Source organism: Cupriavidus sp. USMAA2-4, assembly GCF_001854305.1.
GTDB classification, from domain to species: domain Bacteria; phylum Pseudomonadota; class Gammaproteobacteria; order Burkholderiales; family Burkholderiaceae; genus Cupriavidus; species Cupriavidus malaysiensis.
Genome location: NZ_CP017749.1, coordinates 2,936,792 through 2,957,503 on the forward strand (window position 1 = coordinate 2,936,792; position 20,712 = coordinate 2,957,503).

Consider the following 20,712-nt stretch of genomic DNA (forward strand, 5'->3'; position numbering starts at 1 on the left):
GTTCACTGGTCGCCGCGGCTCGCCACGAGCCGGACATGCACGCCGGCCATCAGGCCGTCGCCCGGGTTGGCCACGACCTGTTCGCCACCCTGCAGCCCGCTGGCGATCTCGACATGCGAGCCGAAGTCGCGCCCGAGCGTGACGGGGCGCAGCTCGATCGTGCCGGCCGCACCGACCACCGCCACGCGCGGGCCCTGCGCGCGGAACAGCAGGGTGCTGGCGGGCAGGTCCCAGCCCGCCTGGGCGACCGGCGCGCTCAGATGCGCTTCGGCGTAGGCGCCGGGCAGGATGCGCCCGCCGGCGCTGGCGGCCTCCAGCTCGACACGCAGGCTGCGGGTGCCGGCATCGATGGCCCCGGCGCTGCGCGTCACCGTGGCCGCGAAGCGCTGGCCGGGGTACTGCGGCAGCGACAGCCAGGCCGGCATGCCGGGCGTGACCAGCACGCTGTCGTCCTGCGGCACCTGGATATAGATGCGCAGCTTGTCGCCGGCCGACAGGTGGAACAGCTCCTTGCCGGGGCCACCGTTGCCGCCGGCGTCGACCAGCGCGCCGGTGTCGACGTTGCGCGCTGTCACCACACCGTCGAAGGGCGCGACGATCCGGGTGTAGGCGGCCTGCTGCGCCAGGCGCGCGACATTGGAGCGGGCCGAGGCCAGCGCGGCCGCCTTGGCCTGCATGTCGGCGCTCTTCTGGTCGGCCTCCTGCTGCGCCACCGAGCGCGAGCGCAGCAGGTCCTGCCAGCGTTCGGCGGTGCGCCGGGCCAGGTCGTAGTTGGCGGCCGCGACGGCTTCCTCGGCGCGCGCCTGGCGCAGCTGGTCGCTGATCTCGGGGGCGTCGATCTCGGCCAGCAGCTGGCCCTGGCGCACCGGCGTGCCGATATCGGCAACCCAGCGGCGCAGGTAGCCGCTGACGCGCGCATAGACCGGCGCGTCCTGGTAGGCACGGACATCGGCCGGCAGCACCAGTTCGGTCTGTGCGCTGGCGCGCCGCGGCCGCACCGTGGCCACGGCGGGCAGGCTGCCGTCGGCGCTGCTGTGCGCCAGCGCGGCGCGTGCCTGCAGGCGCGGATAGATGCCGGCCGCCAGCATGGCCGCGACCGCGGCCAGGGCCAGGCAGGCAGCCTGCCCGCGGCGTGGGCGGCGCGTTCCGGTGGCGGCTGGCGTGGCCGCCGGTGCGGCGGGCAGGGCAGGAGGCGTGGGAGGGTTGGGCGGAAGTCGGGTCATGCCTGGCCTCGGGAAGTCGGGGTCGGAGTCGGGGGGAGGTCGGGGAGCGTCGCGGCGGCCGGGCGGCGCCGCGCCAGCCAGCGGTGCAGCAGGGCGAACAGCGCGGGCACCAGCACCAGCGTGCTGACCGTGCCGGCCGCGAGGCCGCCGACCACGGCGCGGCCGAGCGGCGCGTTCTGGGCGCCGGCGGCACCGGCGCCGAGCGCCATCGGCAACATGCCGATCAGCATGGCCAGGGCGGTCATCAGGACCGGGCGGAAGCGGCCGGCGCCGGCCTGCAGCGCGGCCTCGGCGGGCGCCACGCCAGCGGCCAGGCGCTCGCGCGCCAGGCTGACCACCAGGATGCTGTTGGCGGTGGCGATGCCGATGCACATGATGGCGCCGGTCAAGGCCGGCACGCTGATGGTGGTGTGGGTGGCGAACAGCATCCAGGCCATGCCGGCCAGTGCGCCGGGCAGCCCGCCGAGGATGACCAGGGGGTCGAGCCAGGACTGGAAGTTGACCACCATCAGCAGGTAGACCAGCACCACGGCGATGGCCATGCCGGCCGCCAGTCCGGCAAAGGAAGACTGCATGGTCTGCACCTGGCCGCGCACCACCAGCTCGGAGCCGGGCGGCAGCTCGCGCCGCGCCTCGTCGACCAGGCGGCCGATGTCGTCCGCTACCGCGCCCAGATCGCGCCCGCGCACCGAGCCGAAGATATCGATGACCGGCTGCACGTTGTAGTGCGACACCACGCCCTGCTGGCTGCCGCGCACCACGCTGCCGAAGGTGCCCAGCAGCGCGCCGGCGGCCGGCGCGGCGCTGCTGCCGGTCAGGCCGGGGAGGCCGGCGCCGAGCGGGATATTGTCCAGCGCCTGCAGCGAACCCATGGCGTACTGCGGCACCGACACCATCAGCGGATAGCTGACGCCGTTGCGGGGATTGAGCCAGAAGTTGGGCGTGGTCTGGCTGCTGCCGGACAGCGAGATCAGCAGGTTCTGCGCGACTTCGCGCTGCGACAGGCCGGCCTGCAGCGCGCGCGTGCGGTCGACCTGCACGGTCAGGGCGGGCTGGTCGTCGGGCTGCTGCAGGTGTACGTCGACCAGGCCGGGCACGCCGCGCAGGCGGGCGGCGAGCTTGCCGGCCAGCGCCCGGTTGGCCTCCAGCTTGTCGCCCACGACCTGGATGTCGATCGGGGCCGGCAGGCCGAAGTTGAGGATCTGGCTGATGATGTCCGCCGGCAGGAAAGAGAAGCTGATGCCGGGGAAGGCGGCCGGCAGCAGCGCGGCGAGGCGCGCGCTTTCGTGCGCGGCGGAGGCGCCGGGCTTGAGCGAGACCAGGATCTCGGCGTCGGCGCTGCCGATCGGCAGCGCCGAGTCGTAGGTCAGGTTGATGCCGCTGACCGGCAGGCCGATGTTGTCGAGGATGCCGGCCACCTGCGCGGGGCCGATGGCGGCGCGGATGCGGCCTTCGACGGCGTCGGCCAGGCGCGCCGTTTCCTCGATGCGGGTGCCGGTGCGGGCGCGCATGTGCAGGCGGATCTCGCTGCCGTCCACGGCGGGGAAGAAGTCGCGGCCGAGCCAGGGCAGCAGCGCCAGCGAGGCCAGGCAGGCGGCCAGGCACAGCGCGGCCAGGCGGCGCGGCCGCCGCAGCGCGTGGCCGAGCCAGCCGGCATAGGCGTCGCGCAGCGCGCAGAAGGCCGCCTCGAAGCGCGCCTGCAGCGCGGCGCAGCGGCGCTGCCAGGCGCGTCGCGGCGCGCTGCCCTCGGCCCGCAGCAGGTAGTGCGCCAGCGTCGGCACCAGCGTGCGCGAGAAGAAATAGGAGGCCACCATGGCGAACACCACCGCTTCGGCCATCGGCACGAACAGGTAGCGCGCCACCCCGCTCAGCAGGAACATCGGCAGGAACACGATGCAGATGGCCAGCGTGGAGACCAGGGTGGGCAGGGCGATCTGCGCGGACCCTTCCAGGATGGCCGCCTCCAGCGGCTTGCCCAGCTCGCGATGGTGGGTGATGTTCTCGATCGCCACGGTGGCGTCGTCGACCAGCACGCCGACCGCCAGCGCCAGCCCGCCCAGGGTCATGATGTTGAGCGTCTGCCCGAGCGCCGACAGCGCCATCAGCGAGGCCAGCACGGACAGCGGGATCGATACCGCGATGATCAGCGTGGCGCGCCAGCTGCCGAGGAAGAGCAGGATCATGCAGGCGGTCAGGCAGGCCGCCACCAGGGCCTCGTGCAGCACGCCGTGCACCGCCGCGGTGACGAACATGGACTGGTCGGAAACCGGCTGCACGCGCAGCGCGGCCGGCAGCCCGGCGGTGATGCGCGGCAGCATGGCCTTGACCTGCGCGACGATGGACAGGGTCGAGGCATTGCCGCTCTTCTCGATCTCGAGCAGGGCGGCGCGCTTGCCGTCGCGCCGTACCACGTTGGCCTGGGGCGCGTAGCCGTCGCGCACCTGGGCCACGTCGCGCACGTAGACCACGCCGCCGGGACCGCCGCGCACCGGCAGGTCGTTGAGCGCGGCCACGGTGCCGGGGCTGCCGTTCAGGTCCACGCGGTATTCGAGCGCGCCGATCTTGGCGGTGCCCCCGGGCAGCACCAGGTTCTGGGCGTTGATGGCATTGACCACGTCGAGCGGCGACAAGCCGCGCGCCTGCAGCGCGCGCGTGTCGAGGTCCACCATCACCTGGCGTACCTTGCCGCCGTAGGGCAGCGGCACGGCGGCGCCCTGCACGGTGGCGAGCCGGGTGCGGATGAAGTTGTTGCCGAGGTCGTAGAGCTGCTGCTCCGGCAGGCTGTCGCTGGACAGCGCCAGGCGCAGGATCGGCACCGTCGACGCGCTGTAGCTGAGGATCAGCGGCGGCGTGGTGCCCGGCGGCATGTTGCGCAGCATCGACTGGGCGCCGGACGAGGTCTCGGCGATGGCGCGGTTGATGTCGGCGCCGGGATGGAAGAAGATCTTGATCACCGCGACCCCGGCCAGCGATTGCGACTCGATGTGCTCGATATCGTCGACGCTGTTGGTCAGCGAGCGCTCGTAGCCGGTCACGATGCGGTGCGCCATGTCCTCGGCCGACAGGCCGTTGTAGGTCCAGACGACGCTGACCACCGGGATGTCGATGGCGGGAAAGATGTCGGTGGGCGTGCGCATCAGCACCAGCGGGCCGGCCAGCAGCAGGCACAGCGCCAGCACGACGAAGGTGTAGGGGCGGCTCAGCGCGAGCCTGACGATCCACATGGACGGGTTCTCCGGCTGGCGGCGGGCCGGGCGCGGCGGGCGCCGCGCGCCATCCGTGCCCCGGCCCGACCGCGGGCATTGGTTCGGAGCCGATTCTAGGAAGGGGTGGGGGCCGGAAAGCCTGACGATCGCATTACAGAATTGTCATTTCCGCCCCCGGCGGGCGCCGCTATCATCGGCGCAGGCGGTGCACGGTGCACCGCCCGCGCGGTGCGCGCGACATGAGGCAGTGACGAGGCAAGCCATGAAGATCCTGGTGGTGGAGGACGAACCCAAGACGGGGGAATACCTGCGCAAGGGACTGAGCGAGTCGTCCTTCGTGGTCGACCTGGCGGTGACCGGCCGGGATGGCCTGCACCAGGCGCTGGAAGGCGACTACGACCTGGTCATCCTCGACGTGATGCTGCCCGGCCTGAGCGGCTGGGAGGTGCTCAAGGGCCTGCGCGAGCGCAAGGACACCCCGGTGCTGTTCCTGACCGCGCGCGACGAGGTGGAGGACCGCGTGCGCGGGCTGGAACTCGGCGGCGACGACTACCTGGCCAAGCCCTTCGCCTTCGTCGAGCTGCTGGCGCGGGTGCGCACGCTGCTGCGGCGCGGGCCGGTGCGCGAGGCCGAGCGGCTCGAGATCGAGGACCTCGAGATCGACCTGATCCGCCACCGCGTGACACGCGCCGGCCGGCGCATCGACCTGACGCCGCGCGAGTTCTCGCTGCTGCATTTCCTCGCCCGCCGCCAGACCGAGGTGCTGAGCCGCACCCAGATCGCCTCCCATGTGTGGGACATGAACTTCGACAGCGACACCAATGTGGTCGACGTGGCGGTGCGCCGGCTGCGCGCCAAGATGGACGACGATTTCCAGCCCAAGCTGATCCACACCGTGCGCGGCATGGGCTACGTGCTGGAGAGCCGGCGGCACTGATGCGCAGCCTGTCCCTGACCACCCGCCTGGCGCTGGCCTTCGGCCTCGTCGCCGCCCTGGTGTTCGGCGGCGCCGGCACCTACCTGTACCGCGCGCTGGCGACCCAGGTGATCGAGCGCGACGATGCCGAGCTGCTGCGCAAGGCCGAGCGGGTGCGCCGCGAGGTCGCGGCGCAGGACGGCATCGACTGGCAGGAACTGCGGGGCGTGGTGTCCGGCAACGACGAGTTCGGGCTGCTGGTGCGCGATGCCGCCAGCACCACGCTGCTGCGCGCCGACGCGGCTGGCAGCGGCTCGGGCGACGGCGCATTGCCCGCCGTGCCGCCGCTGGCGGCCGACGCCATGCTCGGGGCGGCCGCCATCCGGGGCTGGACCGACGCGCGCGGCTACCCGGTGCGCGGCGTGCGCGCGCTGGCGCGCGACGGCCACGGCCGCATGCTGGACTATTTCCTCTACCAGACCGGTGCGGCGCGCGCCCAGCTCATGCGGGCCTACCGCGCCCGGCTGCTGCTGACCGGGCTGGTCGGCTCGCTGGCGGTGGCCGCGCTGGGCTACCTGGCCCTGCGCGCGGCCATGGCGCCGCTGCGCCGCATCGCGGCCGGCGCCTCCGACGTCACCGTGCGCCACCTCGCGCTGCCGCTGGATCCCGCCCGGCTGCCGCCCGAGCTGCGTGAGCTGGCCGCCGCGCTGCAGCAGATGATGGATCGCCTGCGCGACGGCTTCGAACGCCTCAGCCAGTTCTCCGCCGACCTGGCCCACGACTTCCGCACGCCGATCGGCAACCTGCTCGGGCAGAGCCAGGTGGCGCTGGCCAGCGAGCGCAGCGTGGAGGAATACCAGGCGCTGCTGGCCTCGAACATCGAAGAGTACGAGCGGCTCGCGCGCATGATCGAGAACATGCTGTTCCTGGCCCGCGCCGAGAACGCGCGCGTGGCGCTCAAGCCGGCCGTGCTGGACCTGGAGCGGGAACTGGCGGGCCTGGGCGACTACTTCGAGGGCCTCGCCGAGGCCGCCGGCGTGGCGCTGGCGGTCGACGGCCGGGGCCAGGTGCTGGCCGATGCGCTGCTGCTGCGCCGCGCGGTCGGCAACCTGCTGGCCAACGCGATCCGCTTCACGCCCGCCGGCGGCACCGTCACGCTGCGCGGGTACGCGGAGCGGCAGGGCAGCGCCATCTCGGTGGCCAACCCGGGCCCGGGCATCGCTTCCGAGCACCTGCCGCGCCTGTTCGACCGCTTCTTCCGCGCGGATCCGGCGCGCGCGAATTCCGGCGAGTCCTCGGGGGTGGGACTGGCCATCGTCAAGTCCATCATGGACCTGCACGGCGGCAGCGTGGAGGCGGTCTCGCCGCCCGGCGGCATGACGGTGTTCACGCTGCACTTCCCGACACAAGGGGAGCAGGGGTCCGCATCGCCGGGCAGTTGAAGCGGGGCACCGGACGCGGCGTGTTCCAGCCTGGCGTGGCCAAGGCCCGCTGCAGGAAGGCGGCCAGCGCGGCCGCCGCTGCGCCCATGCCAGCGGCCGGACGCGGCACGCCGAGCGGCTCGGTCGGCCTCGCCCAGATCGACTTCGCGCAGATCGACTTCGCGCAGGTCACCGCTGTCGGGCAGGCGGCCAGCCAGGCTGGCCCAGGCCGGCCAGCAGGAAGGTGACCGGTTCGCGCCGCAGCAGCAGCGAACCCGTCAGGTTGGCCGAGCGCCGGCCTGGCGCCGCGCGTAGGCCTGCAGGCCGCTGTAGGCCACGCGCAGCAGCGGCGCGTCGACACCGAGGCGCGCGCCGGTGGCGATCATGTCGCCGACGATGGCGTCGGCCTCGATGCGGCGCGCCTGGGTGGCGATATCGCGCATCATCGAGGCCGCCCAGCCCGAGCCCGGTGCCAGCAACTGCGCGCGCATGGCGGCCAGCGCCTCGGGACGCGGCACATGACCGGCGGCGGTGGCGATGGCCACGCATTCGTCGAGCAGGCGGCCTGCCGCCTCGGCGCCATGGTCGGTGCCCATGATCTCGCCGATGGTGGCGCGCAGCAGGGTGGTCACCGCCGCGCCGGCGCAGATCATCACCCATTTCTCCCAGATATCCTGGTCGATCTGCGCGGACAGCAGGCGTGTGCCGGGCGCTTGCGCGGCCAGTGCGTGGAAGCTGGCCGCGGCGGCAGCCTGGGCGTCCGCGCGGGCCCCGACCAGCAGCCGGTCGCCGGGGCTCAGGTGGCGGATGGTGCCGTCGGCGGCGAGCGTGGTGGCGATGTAGGCGACGCCGCCCAGCACGCGCGCCTTGCCGAAGGCCGCGTCGAGGCGCGGGTAGACGGCGCCGCCGTTCAGCAGCGGCAGTACCACCGTGGCCGGGCCGAGTGCCGGGGCGATGGTGGCGATGGCATCGTCGAGATCGAAAGCCTTGCAGGTCAGCAGGACCAGGTCGAAGGCATGCCCGGATTGCGCTACCTGCCCGGCCGGCACGGTCTGCACCGGGCGCGCGATGTTGCCGAGCGGGCTGTGCACGGCCAGGCCGTCGCGGGCGAGCTGGGCGGCGCGGCCGGGGCGCACGGCGAAGCGCACGTCGGCGCCGGCCTCCAGCAGGCGCGCGCCGTAGTAGCCGCCCAGTGCGCCGGCGCCGAGGACGAGGATTCTCATGGTGGATGTCTCCGTAGAGGCTGCGGTCGGGATCGGATCAGGCCAGGGCCCGGCGCCGTGTGGCCCGGGCCGGGGCGCGCGGCCTGTCCCAGCCGCCGCCGGCGATCGACCACAGGATGCAGCTGCCGTAGACCGTCATGGCGAGCGCGCCGAGGGCGAAGTAGACGGGCAGGCCGGCGCCCCAGGCCAGGGCCAGCGAACCGGCGCCGGCGAACAGCAGGAAGCGCAGCACGCCGGCCGCCAGCGGCCATTCGAGGCGGCCCGCGCCCTGGCTGGCGAAGTACAGCGAGAAGCCCATGGCGAAGAAGCCGTAGAACGGCCCGACGATATGCAGGTAGGTCGAGCCGGTCGCCAGCAGCTGTGCATCGGCACCGAACAGGCGCAGCCAGGCCTGCGGCCATAACGATGCGGCCAGCCCGACCAGTTCGGCCAGCACGAAGGCCATGGCGCCGCCGGTGATGGCGATGCGCCGCGCGCGCGCCACCTGGCCGGCGCCGATATTGGCGCCGACCAGGGCGACCATGGGCGCGCCCAGGCCGAAGGCGATCGGGATCAGCAGGTACTCCAGCCGTGCCGCGGTGGCATAGCCGGCGAGGGCGGCGGTGCCGCCGTGGCGCCCGACCTGGGCCGTGGTGACGGCGATCAGCGCATTGGTGAGGATGGGATTGAGGCAGGCCAGCGCGCCGATCGTCAGGATGCTGCGCATCGGCCGCCAGTGGAGCCGGCCGGCGGCGAGGCGCGCGGCGCAGCGCCCCGACAGGCAATACCAGCCGAGCACCGCCGTGCCCGCCGCATAGTAGGCCACCAGGGCCCAGGCGCCGCCTGCGACGCCGAGCCGCGGCAGCGGGCCGAGGCCGAAGATCAGGCACGGCGAGAGCGGGATCAGCAGCGCGGCGCCGCAGCAGATCACCAGGCCCGGCACCGTCATGTTGCCGGTGCCGCGCACCACGCTGGCCAGCGCGTTCATGGCCCACATCAGCGGCAGCCCGGCGAACAGCACGCGGCCATAGGCGCTGGCGGCGTCGAGCGCGGCGCCATGCGCGCCGAGCAGGGCGAACAGCGGACGCGCGCCCAGCCACAGCAGCAGCGAGAACAGCACGCCGATCAGCAGATTGATGGCCAGCGCATGGCGCGCCAGCTGCGCGACCAGGCCGCTGTCGCCGGCGCCGAGCGCGCGCGCCACCGCCGAGGAGATGCCGCCGCCCATGGCGCCCTGCGACATGTTCTGCATCAGCATCAGCACCGGCACCACCACCGCCACGCCGGCCAGCACGTCGGTGCCGAGCCTGGCCAGGAACCAGGTCTCGATCAGCCCGGTCGACGACTGGGCCAGCATCATCAGCATATTGGGCCAGCTCATGCGGGCCAGGGTCGGGGCGATCGGGGCTTCCAGCATGGCGCGCACGCGCGCGTCCGGCGCGCGCGGCGTGGCCGTGCCGCCAGTGCCGTTGGAATGGCTGCTCATGTTCTGTTCTCCCGCGGCGAGGGCGGCCGCGTCGTTGTCATCCGGGGCATGAAGATATTTGCATATGCACGTATGTGCCGATCCAATTTACTTGCATATGCCCGTATTGGTCAAGGTGGATTAGAATGCAGACCATGCCGCCGCGCGATCCGCGCGGCCCATCCGCCACCGGAGCGCCGCATGCGGCGCGCGGGAGGCGGGTCTGGCGCAGGGCGCCATCAGGCATCGACCCCATGCCACCAGTGCCACCAGCACATGCCATCCGCAGGGAAGAAGGAAACCGACCATGCCGTCATCGACCATCAAGGACCCGCTGGTCTGCAACGGCGCCGCGCTGCGCAAGGCGACGCGGCGCATCAGCCAGCTCTACGACGCCGCGCTGGCGCCATGTGGCCTGAGCGTGTCGCAGCGCTCCGTGCTGCTGCACATCGCACGCGGCGGCAGTCCCACCATGACCGAACTGGCGCACGCCATGGTGCTGGACCGCTCGGCGCTGGCGCGCAATATCCAGCCGCTGGAGCGCGACGGCTACCTGGTGCAGCGGCGTGACGAAGAAGACGGGCGCAGCCGGCGCGTGGAACTGACCGCGGCCGGCCGCGCCAAGCTGGCCGAGTCGAACCGGTTGTGGCGGGGCGCCCAGGACCGTTTCGAGACTGTCTACGGCAGCGAGCGGGCGGCGGCGCTGCGCGTGGCGCTGGCCGAGATCTACTCGGACGAGTTTGCGCAGGCGTTCGAGCAGGGCACGCCGTTGCCGGCGGGGCGTGGCGCGGAGACCGCCTAGGCGGCCGCTTCGGTCAGGGGCCGCGGCGGCGGCCCCGGTCGACACCTTGGCGAGGCAAGACCCTGGTTGCGCTTCGCTCGTCGTGTCCTAATCACAAATTCGTGGACTCCGTCAGCCCTGAGTCCGTCCATAAGCCGCGCGATGCGTCGTCACCAATGCTCGCAAGGCTCCAGCCCTGCCGCGCTTTGCTCCTGGCCTCGCACGTCTTCGTTTTCCCGACAGACTGAGTTCTTCCCCGAATTCAAGGCGCCGGACCCTGGCCGGGCACCCACCAGCGCTGCAGCCGCCGCGCGGCGCCGTCGAGCGCGAAGCCGAGCGCGCCGATGACCAGGACCGTGGCGAGCAGCTCCGAGTAGGCGAGGCGGTCGCGGGTATCGAGGATGAAGTAGCCCAGGCCGGCGTCGATGCCCAGCATCTCCGCCGGTACGAGGACGATCCACACCACGCCGATGGAGAGGCGCAGCCCTGTCAGCACATGGCTGAGCACGCCCGGCAAGATCACGCGGCACAGGGGTTCGGCGCGCGTGGCGGCCAGGCTGCGTGCCAGCAGCAGCCAGCGCGGATCGAGCTGGCGCACGCCGGCGGCGGTATTGAGCAGGATCGGCCAGACGCCGGCGAAGGCCTGCAGGAACAACACCGAGCGGTCGCCCACGCCGAGCACCATGACCACGATCGGCATCCACGACAGCGGCGAGACCATGCGCAGGAACTGGAAGGCCGGTGACAGCGCCGCATCGACCCGCTGCAACCCGCCTACCAGCAGACCGGCCGGCACGCCGGCCAGAAGGGCGATGGCCAGCGCGGCGAGTACGCGGCGCAGGCTGGCCCAGGCGTGCTGAAAGAAGTCGGGCTGTTGCAGCAGCCCGGCCAGGCTGGACAGGGTGGCGCCGGGGCTGAAGCGTGCCGCCAGCACGCTCGTGCCGTGCGCGCCGGCGGTCGCCCACCACCAGGCCAGGGCCAGGGTGCCCAGCCCGCCCAGGCCCAGGCGCAGCCCGGCGCTGCGCCGCCACAGCGCGGCGGCCGTCATACCGCGATTTCCTCCCGGCGCGCAAAGTCCTCGGCCATGCCGAAGGCACCGGGGCCGCCAGCGGCTGCGATCGCCTGGCGCACGAAGCGGTCATCGACCAGTTCGCGCGCGGCCTGGCGCGGGTCCAGGCCCGCCAGGAAGGCGCTGTTGCCCTCGATCAGGGTTCCTTGCAGCCGCCGCACCAGTTCCTCGGTGTAGCTCGGGTAGGGATAGGGCTGGAAGTCGATGCGCTTGTCGTTCCAGCCGGCGTGCCGGATTGCTCCGCTGGCCAGGTAGCGGCCGCGCTCGGCAGGGTCGGGGTCCAGCACCTTGCGCAGCACCGGGAGCGCGTGCGGCGTGTAGCGGTTCGGGCCGTCCTTGGACAGCAGGGCAGCCGCCTCCGCGCGATGGTCCCGCGTCCAGCGCTGTGCCTTGACGATGGCGTTGACCACCTTCTGCGACCAGGCCGGGCGGCCATCGAGGTCGTGCTGGTGCATGAATACGACGCAGCAGGCGTGGTTGCGCCAGACGTCGCCGGTAAAACGCAGGATCTTGCCGATACCCAGGGTCTCCGCGGCGGCATTGAACGGCTCGGCCACGATATAGCCTTCGATCTGCCGCGCGGCCAGTGCCGGCGGCATGTCCGAAGGGGGCATCACCACCAGCTTGACCTCGCCGGGGCCGGCCGCGCCGCCCTTGCGTGCCACCGGTGTCAAGCCTTCCTGCCTGAGCAGCGCCTGCAGTACCACGTTGTGGATGGAGTACCAGAACGGGATGGCGACGGTCTTGCCGCCCAGGTCGCGCAGCGAGGAGACCTGCGGCGCCACCGTCAGGCCGGAGCCGCCCACATGGTTCCAGGCCACCACCTTGGCGGGCACCCCGCTGCCGAAGCGCGCCCATACCGTCATCGGCGAGAGCAGGTGCACCACGTTGACCTGGCCGGCGATGAAGGCTTCCACCAGTTGCGCCCAACTGCGCAGCAGCACCGGCTTCTCGGCGCGGATGCCCTGCTGGTCGAAGGAGCCATTGTGATGGGCGACCAGCAGCGGCGTGGCGTCGGTGATCGGCAGGTAGCCGATGCGCACCGGCGCATCGGGCTCCGTGGCCGCGCGCGCCTGCAGGGATCGCAGCAGCGGCAGGGCGCCGCCGGCAGTGAACAGGGCGGAGAGCTTCAGCCACTCACGCCGCGAGATCGGTACCTGGCACATAGTGTTCCTCAAGCGGTTCGGTAAGGGGGGATGCGCTTGGCGCCCGGCGCGGCGGCATGGCTTGCCGCAGTGCCTTGACCAGCCCCACGCGCAGCTCGCCCAGGGCTTCGACGCTCGCTTCGCGCGGATGGGGCAGGGTCACCGTCCACTCCTGCACGATGCGCGCCGGCGTGCCGCCGAGCAGCACGATGCGGTCGGACAGCAATAGCGCTTCGTCCAGATCGTGCGTGATCAGCAGCACGGCCGGCCGCCGCGGCCCGGCGCCGGCGTCGACGAGTTGTCGTAGCAAGGCCTGCATGTGCGCACGCGTGACCTCGTCGAGCGCACCGAAGGGCTCGTCGAGCAGCAGGACGCGCGGCTGCCGCGCCAGGCAGCGCGCCAAGGCCACGCGTTGCGCCATGCCGCCCGAAAGCTGGGCCGGGAACAGGTGCAGCGCATGGCCAAGGCCCACGGCATCCAGCATCTGCGCGACACGCGCCTGCCGCTCGTGGCGGCTGCTGGGCGGCTGGTGGCGGAAATCGAGGCCGAAGCCGGCGTTCTGCCCGACCGTCAGCCACGGCAGCAGGCAGGGATCCTGGAAGGCCACGGCGACGCCCGGATGCGGTCCGCCGAGGAGCTCGCCATCGAGGCGAACGCTGCCGCGGGTAGCCGGCTGCAAGCCGGCCAGTACCCGCAGCAGGGTGGACTTGCCGGCGCCGCTCGGGCCGATCAGCGAGACGATCTCGCCGGGGCGCAGGGTCAGTCCGACCCCCGCGAACAGCGCCGGCGCGCGGTCCGTGCCGTAGTGCAGGGCCAGGCCCTCGGCCTGCAGCCGCACGGTGCTCATGCGGCCTGGCGCGCGCTGCCGCGCGCGAGTTCCGTCCGCAGCTGGACCAGGCTGGGCGTGACGATGGGCAGGAAGGCGGCCTCGCGCCAACGCCGCGCGAAGCCGCCGTGACGGCCGTGCAGGTAGCCGGCGCCGCCGCGCGCCTGCAGTTCGAGCTGGGCCGCCTGCTGGGCCAGCTCCGCCAGCTGGATGCGCAGCAAGAACAATGCGCGCGGGGCGTCGACGAAGGCGCCGGCATCGACGCCGGCGCTCAAGCGGGCCGCGGCCGCGTCGAGGTCGGCCGCGATCGCCCCGGCCGGCTCGGCCAGCAGCGCTCGGCCGCTATCCTCGCTGCCGCGTACCGACGCCAGGCAGCGCCGCGCCAGGCCGATCGACAGGCCGCATTGCATGCCGAGGAAGGCCGGCCGCACGCGCGGCAAGTAACTGCGCGCGTCTTCGTGCAGCAGGTGTTCCGGGCCGAGCGGGACCTGGCTCAATGCCAGGGCCGCGGTGGCGGTGCCGCGCAGCCCGACCAGGTCGAGGTCGGCGCTGCGCTGCACACCGGCCTGCGTGGCTGGCACGGCGAACACGGCCGGCGCGCCGCCGGCCGCGTCGCTTGCCGCCACCGCCACGACGAAACGCTGGGCGAGCAGGTTGGTGGCCCAGGGCACGCGGCCGTCAAGCTGCCAGCCATCCGTTCGGCGCCTGGCCTCGACCTGCAGCGCTTCGATGCCGCCAAGGAATTTCATCGCGTTCGACAGGCCGCTGGCACCGGCCGTGGTGCCGGCGAGCAAGCCGGGCAGGTATGCCTCGGCCAGGGCGCGATTGGGGGACTGCAGCAGATATTCGATGAAGACCCGCTGTGCCCACAGCACGAATGCGGCCGCCTGGGAATGCCGGGCCAGTGCGGCCACGGCGCCGATGGCCGAGCTGCAGCTACCGCCGCTGCCTCCGGCGGCGATGGGCACGCCGGCACCGATCAGGCCGGCGGTGGCGAGGCGCGGCAGCAGTGCCGCGGCATCGGTGCTGCCGCAGTCGAGGCCGTCGGCGTGCGCGTCGAGCCAGGCGGCAAGTTCGGGGTCCAGCGTCATCGCTACCTCCATTGGGGGCTCAGGCAGTGGCCGGCGCCCAGCGGTAGGGCTCCAGTTCGGCATTCAGCGGTGATTGGGCGAGGTTGTTGGCAAAGTTGCACAGCGTGGCCAGGCTCACGCCGAGCACCACGTCGAGTGCCTGGCCGGCCTCGAAGCCAGCGTGGAGGAAGTCCTGGAGAGCGGCGTCGGGCACGGCGCCGCGCGTGGCGATGATGGCCCGCGTGAAGGCCGCCAGGGCCTCGTGGCGCGCTTCGCGCAGCGGTGCCTGTGTGCGCAGCGCCTCGACCTGGTCCGTTTCCAGCCTGGCCTTCTTCAAGGCCACGGCGGTATGTCCGGCCACGCAGAAGGCGCAGCCGTGCACGGCCGCGGCGGTGATCTGCACCACCTCGCGCTCGGCCAGCGTCAGTCCGCTGCGGCCGTTGATCTCGCCCACTGTCAGGTAGGCCTCCAGGGCAGCGGGCGAGTGGGCCAGCGCGGCGATCAGGTTGGGCAGGAAGCCATTGTTGGCGATGGCACGCTCGACGAAGGGGCGGCTGGCCGTTGGCGCGTTGTCGGCGCTCAGCAGAGGGAGTCGGCTCATGGCAGTTGCGGCGGGGGTTGAACGAGCGCCCAGTGTCGCGTGCGCAGGCCAGCGGCACCATGCGCGCGCGTCGCCAATTCCTGCGCGTTCGTCTACATCTGCGTGGCGGCGAGCGAGGCCGTGGTGGAGGCCTGTGCCCGTCGCCGCCAGGCTCCCGGTTGCAGCCCGGTGGCCCGGAGAAACGCCTTGGCGAAGGCGGATTCCGAGCGGTAGCCGACCCGTTCCGCCACCTGGGCGATGGCAGCCCCATCGTCCAGCAAGCGCGTGGCGATTTTCATGCGCAGCAACTGCAGGAAGGTCGCCGGCGGCTCGCCGCAGGCGGCGGCGAAGCGTTTGCAGAAGGTGGCGCGCGACATGTGCACGCGTGCCGCCATGGCCTCGATCGACCAGTCGCGTTCGGGATGGCGGATCAACTCCAGCACCAGCGCCGAAAACTCGGCGCTGCGCAGCATCGGCCACAGGCCGCGGGCCACTTCCTCGCGCGCGGACAGTGCGCGGATCACGTAGAAGAACAGCAGCTCGACCAGGCGCGCCACCAGCGGCGAGGCTTCCGCGCCGCTGTGGCGGGCTTCCTGCTCGATCAACTCGAACAGCGCGCGGATGCCGGGGGCGGCCGGAGCGTCCGCCGGCAGGACCAGATAGTCGGGGAAGGGGGCGAGCAGGGCCTCGGCCATGCCGGCGCGAAAGTCGAAGAACCCGCATGCCAGCCCGGTTCCACCCGCGAGCGGGACGCCCAGCGGCTGCATGACCGCCACCGGCAGGCAGGCCGCCGCGTCGTCGGAAGGGCCCAGGTGGTGGGGGATGTCACGCAGGAAGAAGACGGCGTCGCCGGCACTCAGCCGCAGCGGTGCCTGGCGGCCCGGCACGTGCAACCAGCATTGCCCGTGCAACACCAGGTGGTAGCCGGCGCGAGCGCGGCCGGCCAGCGAAGCACGCCATTGCCCGCAGTACTGGCCGAGATGGAAGACCGAAGTTTCGAGAGCCAGGCTGCTCAGGACCCAGTGGATGATTCTGTCGACATGCTGCATGACATTGCTTGCGGGAGCACCGCGCCCGGGACGAGGGGCGCTACAGGCTAGCGGATGCCGGCGGTGCCGCGAAGGAAGGAGTTGTCATGTCGATATGCGGCGGGCCCCGGGGCGTATGCCGTGGATGCCGGCAGCGACGCGGCGGTACGGGTGCCTTTGCAGCCGTCAGGAAGCGTTCTGCATGCGTTGTGTGCCGCCGATGGGAGCGCCGCCGTCATCCAGCCAGCCGAGAGGTCGCTCGCATGCCTGTCGTCTGGTGATCGCGAGGGCGGAGCAAAAAGGGCGGGAAAATAATCTCCCGGATTTTCCGTGAGCTGAGAAACGAGCGGCTGGAATTGTAGGCAGGACATTAATACAATGATATTCGGTTGTGAAGGTATTAATGTATTGCATTGTTTATGGTTTTATGCGGCTGGGGCGCGCTGATCAGCATGTTTTCGGCTGAATAGTGTGGGTATTGATGAATTTTGACCGATATTTGCATGGGCGCTGGCTGCTGGTGCAGACATGGAGGCATGCTTTCACATGAGACATTGGTTCTCTGTAATGTCATCTTTTCGGGTTTGAAACTGAAATACTAAGGAAGTCACGGAAACGTCATTTCTCAAAACTAGACTTCGCCGCCGAACTCAACGCCGTTTGCTGATTTTGGCAAATCTGGCATTTTCAGAAGCGATGTCCTCAAGGAGTGGGAAATGGAGTGGAGCCAAGCACGACAGTCGGCGGTATTGCTGACGTCGATCGCGAGCGCCTGCCTGCTGGCTGCATGCGGCGGCAATGGTGACGGCAGTTCCAGCAGCACCGGCGGTACCACCAGCGCCGCGACGACGTATGGCGGCGTGGTCCTGGCCACCGCCTACGTTCCCGGCAGCACCACGGGCAATCCGACCATCCAGCCCGGCTACTATGCCGGCGCCACCGTTTGCGTGGACGCCAACAGCAACGGCAAGTGCGACAGCGGCGAAGCCTCGGCCAAGACCGACGCCAACGGCCGCTTCAGCCTGCAGAGCAGCGCTTCCGGCCAACTGGTGGCGGATATCCCGACTTCGGCCACCAATACCGCCGCCGGCAAGGCAGTCTCCAGCCACCTGATCCTGCGCGCCTCGGCGGCGCAGGTGGCGGACCAGGGCGCCACCGGCGTCGTCATCAGCCCGATGTCGAGCGAGGTGCAGCGCCTGGTCGAGGCGAACAACACCAGCTATGCCACCGAGAAGGCCAACCTCGCCGCCCGCCTGAGCGGTCCGGCGCTGGGCACGGCATCGGTGACGGTCAGCGGCGCCGATGCGCTGGCCGACGCCAACAAGCTGTCGGGCGCGGCGCAGCAGGCGCTGCTGTTCGAGGACAACCAGCTCGTACAACGCTACACCTACGCGACGACCAAGTTCGACCGCGGCGACATGTACCCCGACAACCTCGCGGTGGCCGGTGGCGACCCCTCGCTGCCCGCCCTGGCCTCGGCCGGCAAGGTGAGCACGGCGACCGCGGTGACGCCGTCGACGGCACAGCAGACCATCACCTTCGCGCAGGCGCAGCAGGCTGCCTTCAACGTCGAGGGCGTGCCGCGCTACGACAATATCTTCGTCATCATGATGGAGAACAAGAGCACGAACACCATCCTCGGCTCCGCTTCCGCGCCCAACATCAACAACCTCCTGAGCAGCGGCAACCAGTTCAGCACCTACTACGCCACCGGCAACCCGAGCGAGCCGAACTACACGGCGCTGGGCGGTGGCGATGACTGGGGCATCACCGACGACGCCTGGTGGGGCTGCGGCGCGGGCGCGCCGGGCAGCGCTACCAGCAACGCGCCGACCGATGCGGCGTTCGCCGGTGGTACCGCATCCGACGGCCAGCCGCTGCCTGCGCTGGCCGCCACGCCGCCGCTCGACTCGAACCACCTGTCGAACTATGGCTCGGTCGGCTGCAGCGTCGGTTCCACGGCGAACCACAACGTCTCGGCCCCGAGCCTGTTCACGCTGCTGTCGCAGGCCGGCATGACCTGGCGCACCTACAGCGAGTCGATGAACCCGGGCCAGGATCCGCGCGCCGACAGCATCGCGGACGCCGCGGTGACGGATACCTACACCGGCGCGGGCGGCCCCGGCACCGCCAACTACGCGGTGCCTAAAGGCCTCTACAAGACCAAGCACCACCCGGGCATGGCCTACCAGAGCACGCGCAACCTGCCGGAGTTCATGGCCAACAACCGCACCGTGGGCGGCTCGCAGTACTCCGCCACGGACTGGGCCAAGTCGACCGCCTACACCATCCCGACCGGCTACAACTACGACCAGCTCGGCACCGACCTGGCCAAGGGCGACGTGGGCAACCTGAACTTCGTCATGCCCGACCAGTGCGATGACATGCACGGCGTGGGCTCGGATGCGTCCTGCTCGGGTACCAACCTGATCCTGCGCGGCGATGCCTACGTGCAGCAGCTGGTCACCAAGATCCAGTCCTCGCCGCTGTGGAAGAACCCGCTGCGCCGCGTGGCGATCGTGGTGATGTTCGACGAAGGCGCCGGCAGCAGCACCTCCTGCTGCGGTTGGAATGCCACCGGCAGCAGCGGCGCCCCCCAGCCGATCCAGCAGGATTCGAGCGGCAAGTGGGCGGCGGTGGCCACCCCGGTGACCAACTACAACAAGGGCAATATCGGCCACGGCAACTCGATCTTCGGCGTGCTGACCAATCAGCCGAACGCGCCCAAGGGTATCGTCGACAGCGACGCGTACAGCCACTTCTCGTTCGTGCGCACGCTGCAGGACATGTTCCAGATCGCCGACCCGCAGACGCCGTCGACCTACCTGGCCCGCGCCAAGTACACCGAGTCGTTCATCGCGCAGAACATCCTGGTCCTGCCTGAGTTCGCCGGTAGCGCGGATACGCACTTCGACTCGGTCCGTCCGATGAACCACGCCTACGTGATTCCCAAGACGTACTCGCAGCGCCTGAACCCCGGCGATGTCACCGGCACCTCGCTGGCGACCGCCCAGGTCGGTCCGGACGCCACTCAGGCCAACGCCTGGGCGCTGTCGAAGTAAGCTGCGGCGACAAGAAGCGCTAAGAAGCAAAAAGAAGCGCCAAGAAGCAAGAAGAAGTACAAAGAATGGCCTTGCCTCAGCGGGACTACCCCCCGGGTAGTCCCGCGCCGGAGGCAGGTGCCATGCCGTTACGGCGGGCCGCATTGACCGGCGGCCCGTTATCACGATCGGTCTCGCATTGCATTTCTTCCGGCGTGCCGGCTCCGCGGCATGGAGCGCGTGCGCGGAAGTGCCATCAAGCAGAGGGAAATCCCCATGGAAATGCCACGTGCCGTCAGGCTGGGAGCGCTGGTCCTGCCGCTGTTGCTTGCTGCCTGCGGCGGCGACGGTGGAGATGGCGCCGCCTCCGGCAGCGCTTCCGCCTCCCCGGGGGGCGGATCTTCGTCCTCGCCGGGCGGTGGAACCTCGTCGACGGGTACCCCCTTGAGCCTGGCGGCCCAGGTCGGGCAGAAGGTGTTCTTCGACAAGACCCTGTCGGGCGGCCAGAACATGTCGTGCGCCAGCTGCCACGATCCGGCCTACGCCTACGGCCCGCCCAACAGCCTGGCCGTGCAGCTCGGCTCGGATCCCACCCGGTCCGGCCTGCGCGCCGTGCCGTCGCTGCGCTACAAGGAGGCCACGCCGGCCTATAGCGACAGCGCTTCCAACCCGGACGGCGTCACGCTGAGTGCGCCCGGCGGCGGTTTCATGTGGGACGGCCGCGCCGACTCCCTCGCCAGCCAGGCGGCGCTGCCGCTGCTGAACCCGGTCGAGATGAACAACACTTCCCAGGCCGCCGTGGTCGCCGCGGTACAGAAGGGCAGCTATGCCGCGCTGTTCACGCAGGCCTTCGGTGCGTCCGCCTTCAGCGACACCGCGGCCGCCTTCGCCAGCATCGGCCAGGCCCTGCAGGCCTTCCAGATGGAAGAGCCGAGTTTCCACCCGTACAGCAGCAAATTCGACCTCTACCTCGGCAACAAGATCGGCGGCACGCTGACCGCCGCGGAGCTGCGCGGGCTGGCGGTGTTCAACGACACCGGCAACTGCTTCGCCTGCCATTACTCCGGTGCCAATTTCAACGGCACGCGCGGCCTGATGACGGACTTCACCTACCAGGCGCTCGGCGTGCCGCGCAACGACAACTCGATCCCGGGCAATCCGTCGCCGATCCCGAAGAACAGCGACAGCAGCTACTTCGACCTGGGTTTGTGCGGTCCTGAGCGGACCGACCACACGCCCAGCCCGGCGGGCAGCGCGAGCGCCTTCTGCGGCTTGTTCAAGGTGCCCACGCTGCGCAACATCGCCTCGCGCACGGCGTTTTTCCACAATGGCGTGCTGCACTCGCTGCAACAGGTCGTGCATTTCTACAACACGCGCGACACGCATCCGGAGTACTGGTATCCGAGCACGGGCGGCAGCGGCTCGCCGACCGCCAATCCCGGCTATGCCTTGTTCGCGCAGACGTTGCCGGGCGCCACGCCGCAGAAGTTCAACGACCTGCCCGCCACCTACCAGGGCAATGTCGACGAGGAGGTGCCGATGGGCACCGGCAAGGGCGGCAGCAATACGCTAGGCAGCGGCACGCAGCCGCGCCTGCCCGGCGATACCCCGGCCATGACCGAACAGGACATCTCGGACCTGATCTGCTTCCTCAACACCCTGAGCGACGGCTACCAGGCGCCCGCGACGCCGCCGACCAACGGCACCTGCGTCAATTGAGATTGAGCGCGCGCCGCCGA

Annotated in this window: 15 protein-coding genes; 5 read left to right on the top strand and 10 right to left on the bottom strand. The window is 71.0% G+C overall.

The window, feature by feature from the left end; genetic code table 11:
* Nucleotides 1-2: 2 nt before the first annotated feature.
* On the bottom strand, nucleotides 3-1,223 hold the full coding sequence (locus tag BKK79_RS32800; RefSeq protein WP_071039944.1) for an efflux RND transporter periplasmic adaptor subunit: 1,221 nt from the start codon (nucleotides 1,221-1,223) through the stop codon (nucleotides 3-5).
* Nucleotides 1,220-4,447 (bottom strand): efflux RND transporter permease subunit, encoded by a 3,228-nt coding sequence (locus tag BKK79_RS32805; protein WP_071039945.1) that lies wholly within the window; start codon nucleotides 4,445-4,447, stop codon nucleotides 1,220-1,222. Before BKK79_RS32805 ends, BKK79_RS32800 begins: the two co-directional genes overlap by 4 nt.
* 244 nt (nucleotides 4,448-4,691) lie before the next feature.
* Here BKK79_RS32805 and BKK79_RS32810 point away from each other — a divergent pair, with 244 nt between their 5' ends.
* Nucleotides 4,692-5,366 carry a heavy metal response regulator transcription factor gene (locus BKK79_RS32810; protein ID WP_071039946.1) on the top strand — a complete coding sequence of 225 codons (675 nt, stop codon included), beginning with the start codon at nucleotides 4,692-4,694 and terminating at the stop codon, nucleotides 5,364-5,366.
* Nucleotides 5,366-6,787, top strand: coding sequence for a heavy metal sensor histidine kinase (locus tag BKK79_RS32815; protein ID WP_084085477.1), 1,422 nt, complete (start codon nucleotides 5,366-5,368; stop codon nucleotides 6,785-6,787). The genes BKK79_RS32810 and BKK79_RS32815 overlap by 1 nt, the downstream gene beginning before the upstream one ends.
* Before the next feature lie 257 nt (nucleotides 6,788-7,044).
* Here BKK79_RS32815 and BKK79_RS32825 read toward each other — a convergent pair whose 3' ends face one another.
* On the bottom strand, nucleotides 7,045-7,989 hold the full coding sequence (locus tag BKK79_RS32825) for a 2-dehydropantoate 2-reductase (RefSeq protein WP_071020276.1): 945 nt from the start codon (nucleotides 7,987-7,989) through the stop codon (nucleotides 7,045-7,047).
* 37 nt (nucleotides 7,990-8,026) lie between these two features.
* Entirely contained in the window at nucleotides 8,027-9,385 is a 1,359-nt protein-coding gene (locus tag BKK79_RS32830) for an MATE family efflux transporter (RefSeq protein WP_071022590.1), read from the bottom strand.
* 355 nt (nucleotides 9,386-9,740) lie between these two features.
* Here BKK79_RS32830 and BKK79_RS32835 point away from each other — a divergent pair, with 355 nt between their 5' ends.
* Nucleotides 9,741-10,235, top strand: a complete 495-nt coding sequence (locus BKK79_RS32835; RefSeq protein ID WP_071039947.1) for a MarR family winged helix-turn-helix transcriptional regulator — start codon at nucleotides 9,741-9,743, stop codon at nucleotides 10,233-10,235.
* Nucleotides 10,236-10,476: 241 nt separating this feature from the next.
* On the opposite strand, the gene BKK79_RS32840 is transcribed toward BKK79_RS32835, so the two are convergent.
* The 6 genes from BKK79_RS32840 to BKK79_RS32865 all read right to left on the bottom strand — a co-directional run bounded on the left by BKK79_RS32840 (nucleotide 10,477) and on the right by BKK79_RS32865 (nucleotide 15,953).
* Entirely contained in the window at nucleotides 10,477-11,262 is a 786-nt protein-coding gene (locus BKK79_RS32840; RefSeq protein ID WP_084085479.1) for an ABC transporter permease, read from the bottom strand.
* The gene (locus BKK79_RS32845) at nucleotides 11,259-12,449 is read right to left on the bottom strand and encodes an ABC transporter substrate-binding protein (RefSeq protein WP_071039948.1); all 1,191 of its coding nucleotides are present in this window, start codon (nucleotides 12,447-12,449) and stop codon (nucleotides 11,259-11,261) included. Before BKK79_RS32845 ends, BKK79_RS32840 begins: the two co-directional genes overlap by 4 nt.
* Nucleotides 12,421-13,275 carry an ABC transporter ATP-binding protein gene (locus BKK79_RS32850; RefSeq protein WP_071039949.1) on the bottom strand — a complete coding sequence of 285 codons (855 nt, stop codon included), beginning with the start codon at nucleotides 13,273-13,275 and terminating at the stop codon, nucleotides 12,421-12,423. Before BKK79_RS32850 ends, BKK79_RS32845 begins: the two co-directional genes overlap by 29 nt.
* Entirely contained in the window at nucleotides 13,272-14,345 is a 1,074-nt protein-coding gene (locus tag BKK79_RS32855) for an acyl-CoA dehydrogenase family protein (RefSeq protein ID WP_071039950.1), read from the bottom strand. The genes BKK79_RS32850 and BKK79_RS32855 overlap by 4 nt, the downstream gene beginning before the upstream one ends.
* Nucleotides 14,346-14,364: 19 nt before the next feature.
* Entirely contained in the window at nucleotides 14,365-14,925 is a 561-nt protein-coding gene (locus BKK79_RS32860; RefSeq protein ID WP_071020263.1) for a carboxymuconolactone decarboxylase family protein, read from the bottom strand.
* Nucleotides 14,926-15,017: 92 nt separating this feature from the next.
* Nucleotides 15,018-15,953: an AraC family transcriptional regulator gene (locus BKK79_RS32865; protein WP_071039951.1), complete on the bottom strand. Its 936-nt coding sequence runs from the start codon at nucleotides 15,951-15,953 to the stop codon at nucleotides 15,018-15,020.
* Between the two features lie 695 nt (nucleotides 15,954-16,648).
* Between BKK79_RS32865 and BKK79_RS32870 the strand changes: the two genes are divergently transcribed.
* Together BKK79_RS32870 and BKK79_RS32875 are read left to right on the top strand one after the other, a co-directional pair.
* Nucleotides 16,649-18,994 (top strand): alkaline phosphatase family protein, encoded by a 2,346-nt coding sequence (locus BKK79_RS32870; protein WP_071039952.1) that lies wholly within the window; start codon nucleotides 16,649-16,651, stop codon nucleotides 18,992-18,994.
* Between the two features lie 255 nt (nucleotides 18,995-19,249).
* Nucleotides 19,250-20,692 (top strand): cytochrome-c peroxidase, encoded by a 1,443-nt coding sequence (locus tag BKK79_RS32875; RefSeq protein WP_232346374.1) that lies wholly within the window; start codon nucleotides 19,250-19,252, stop codon nucleotides 20,690-20,692.
* Nucleotides 20,693-20,712 lie beyond the last annotated feature (20 nt).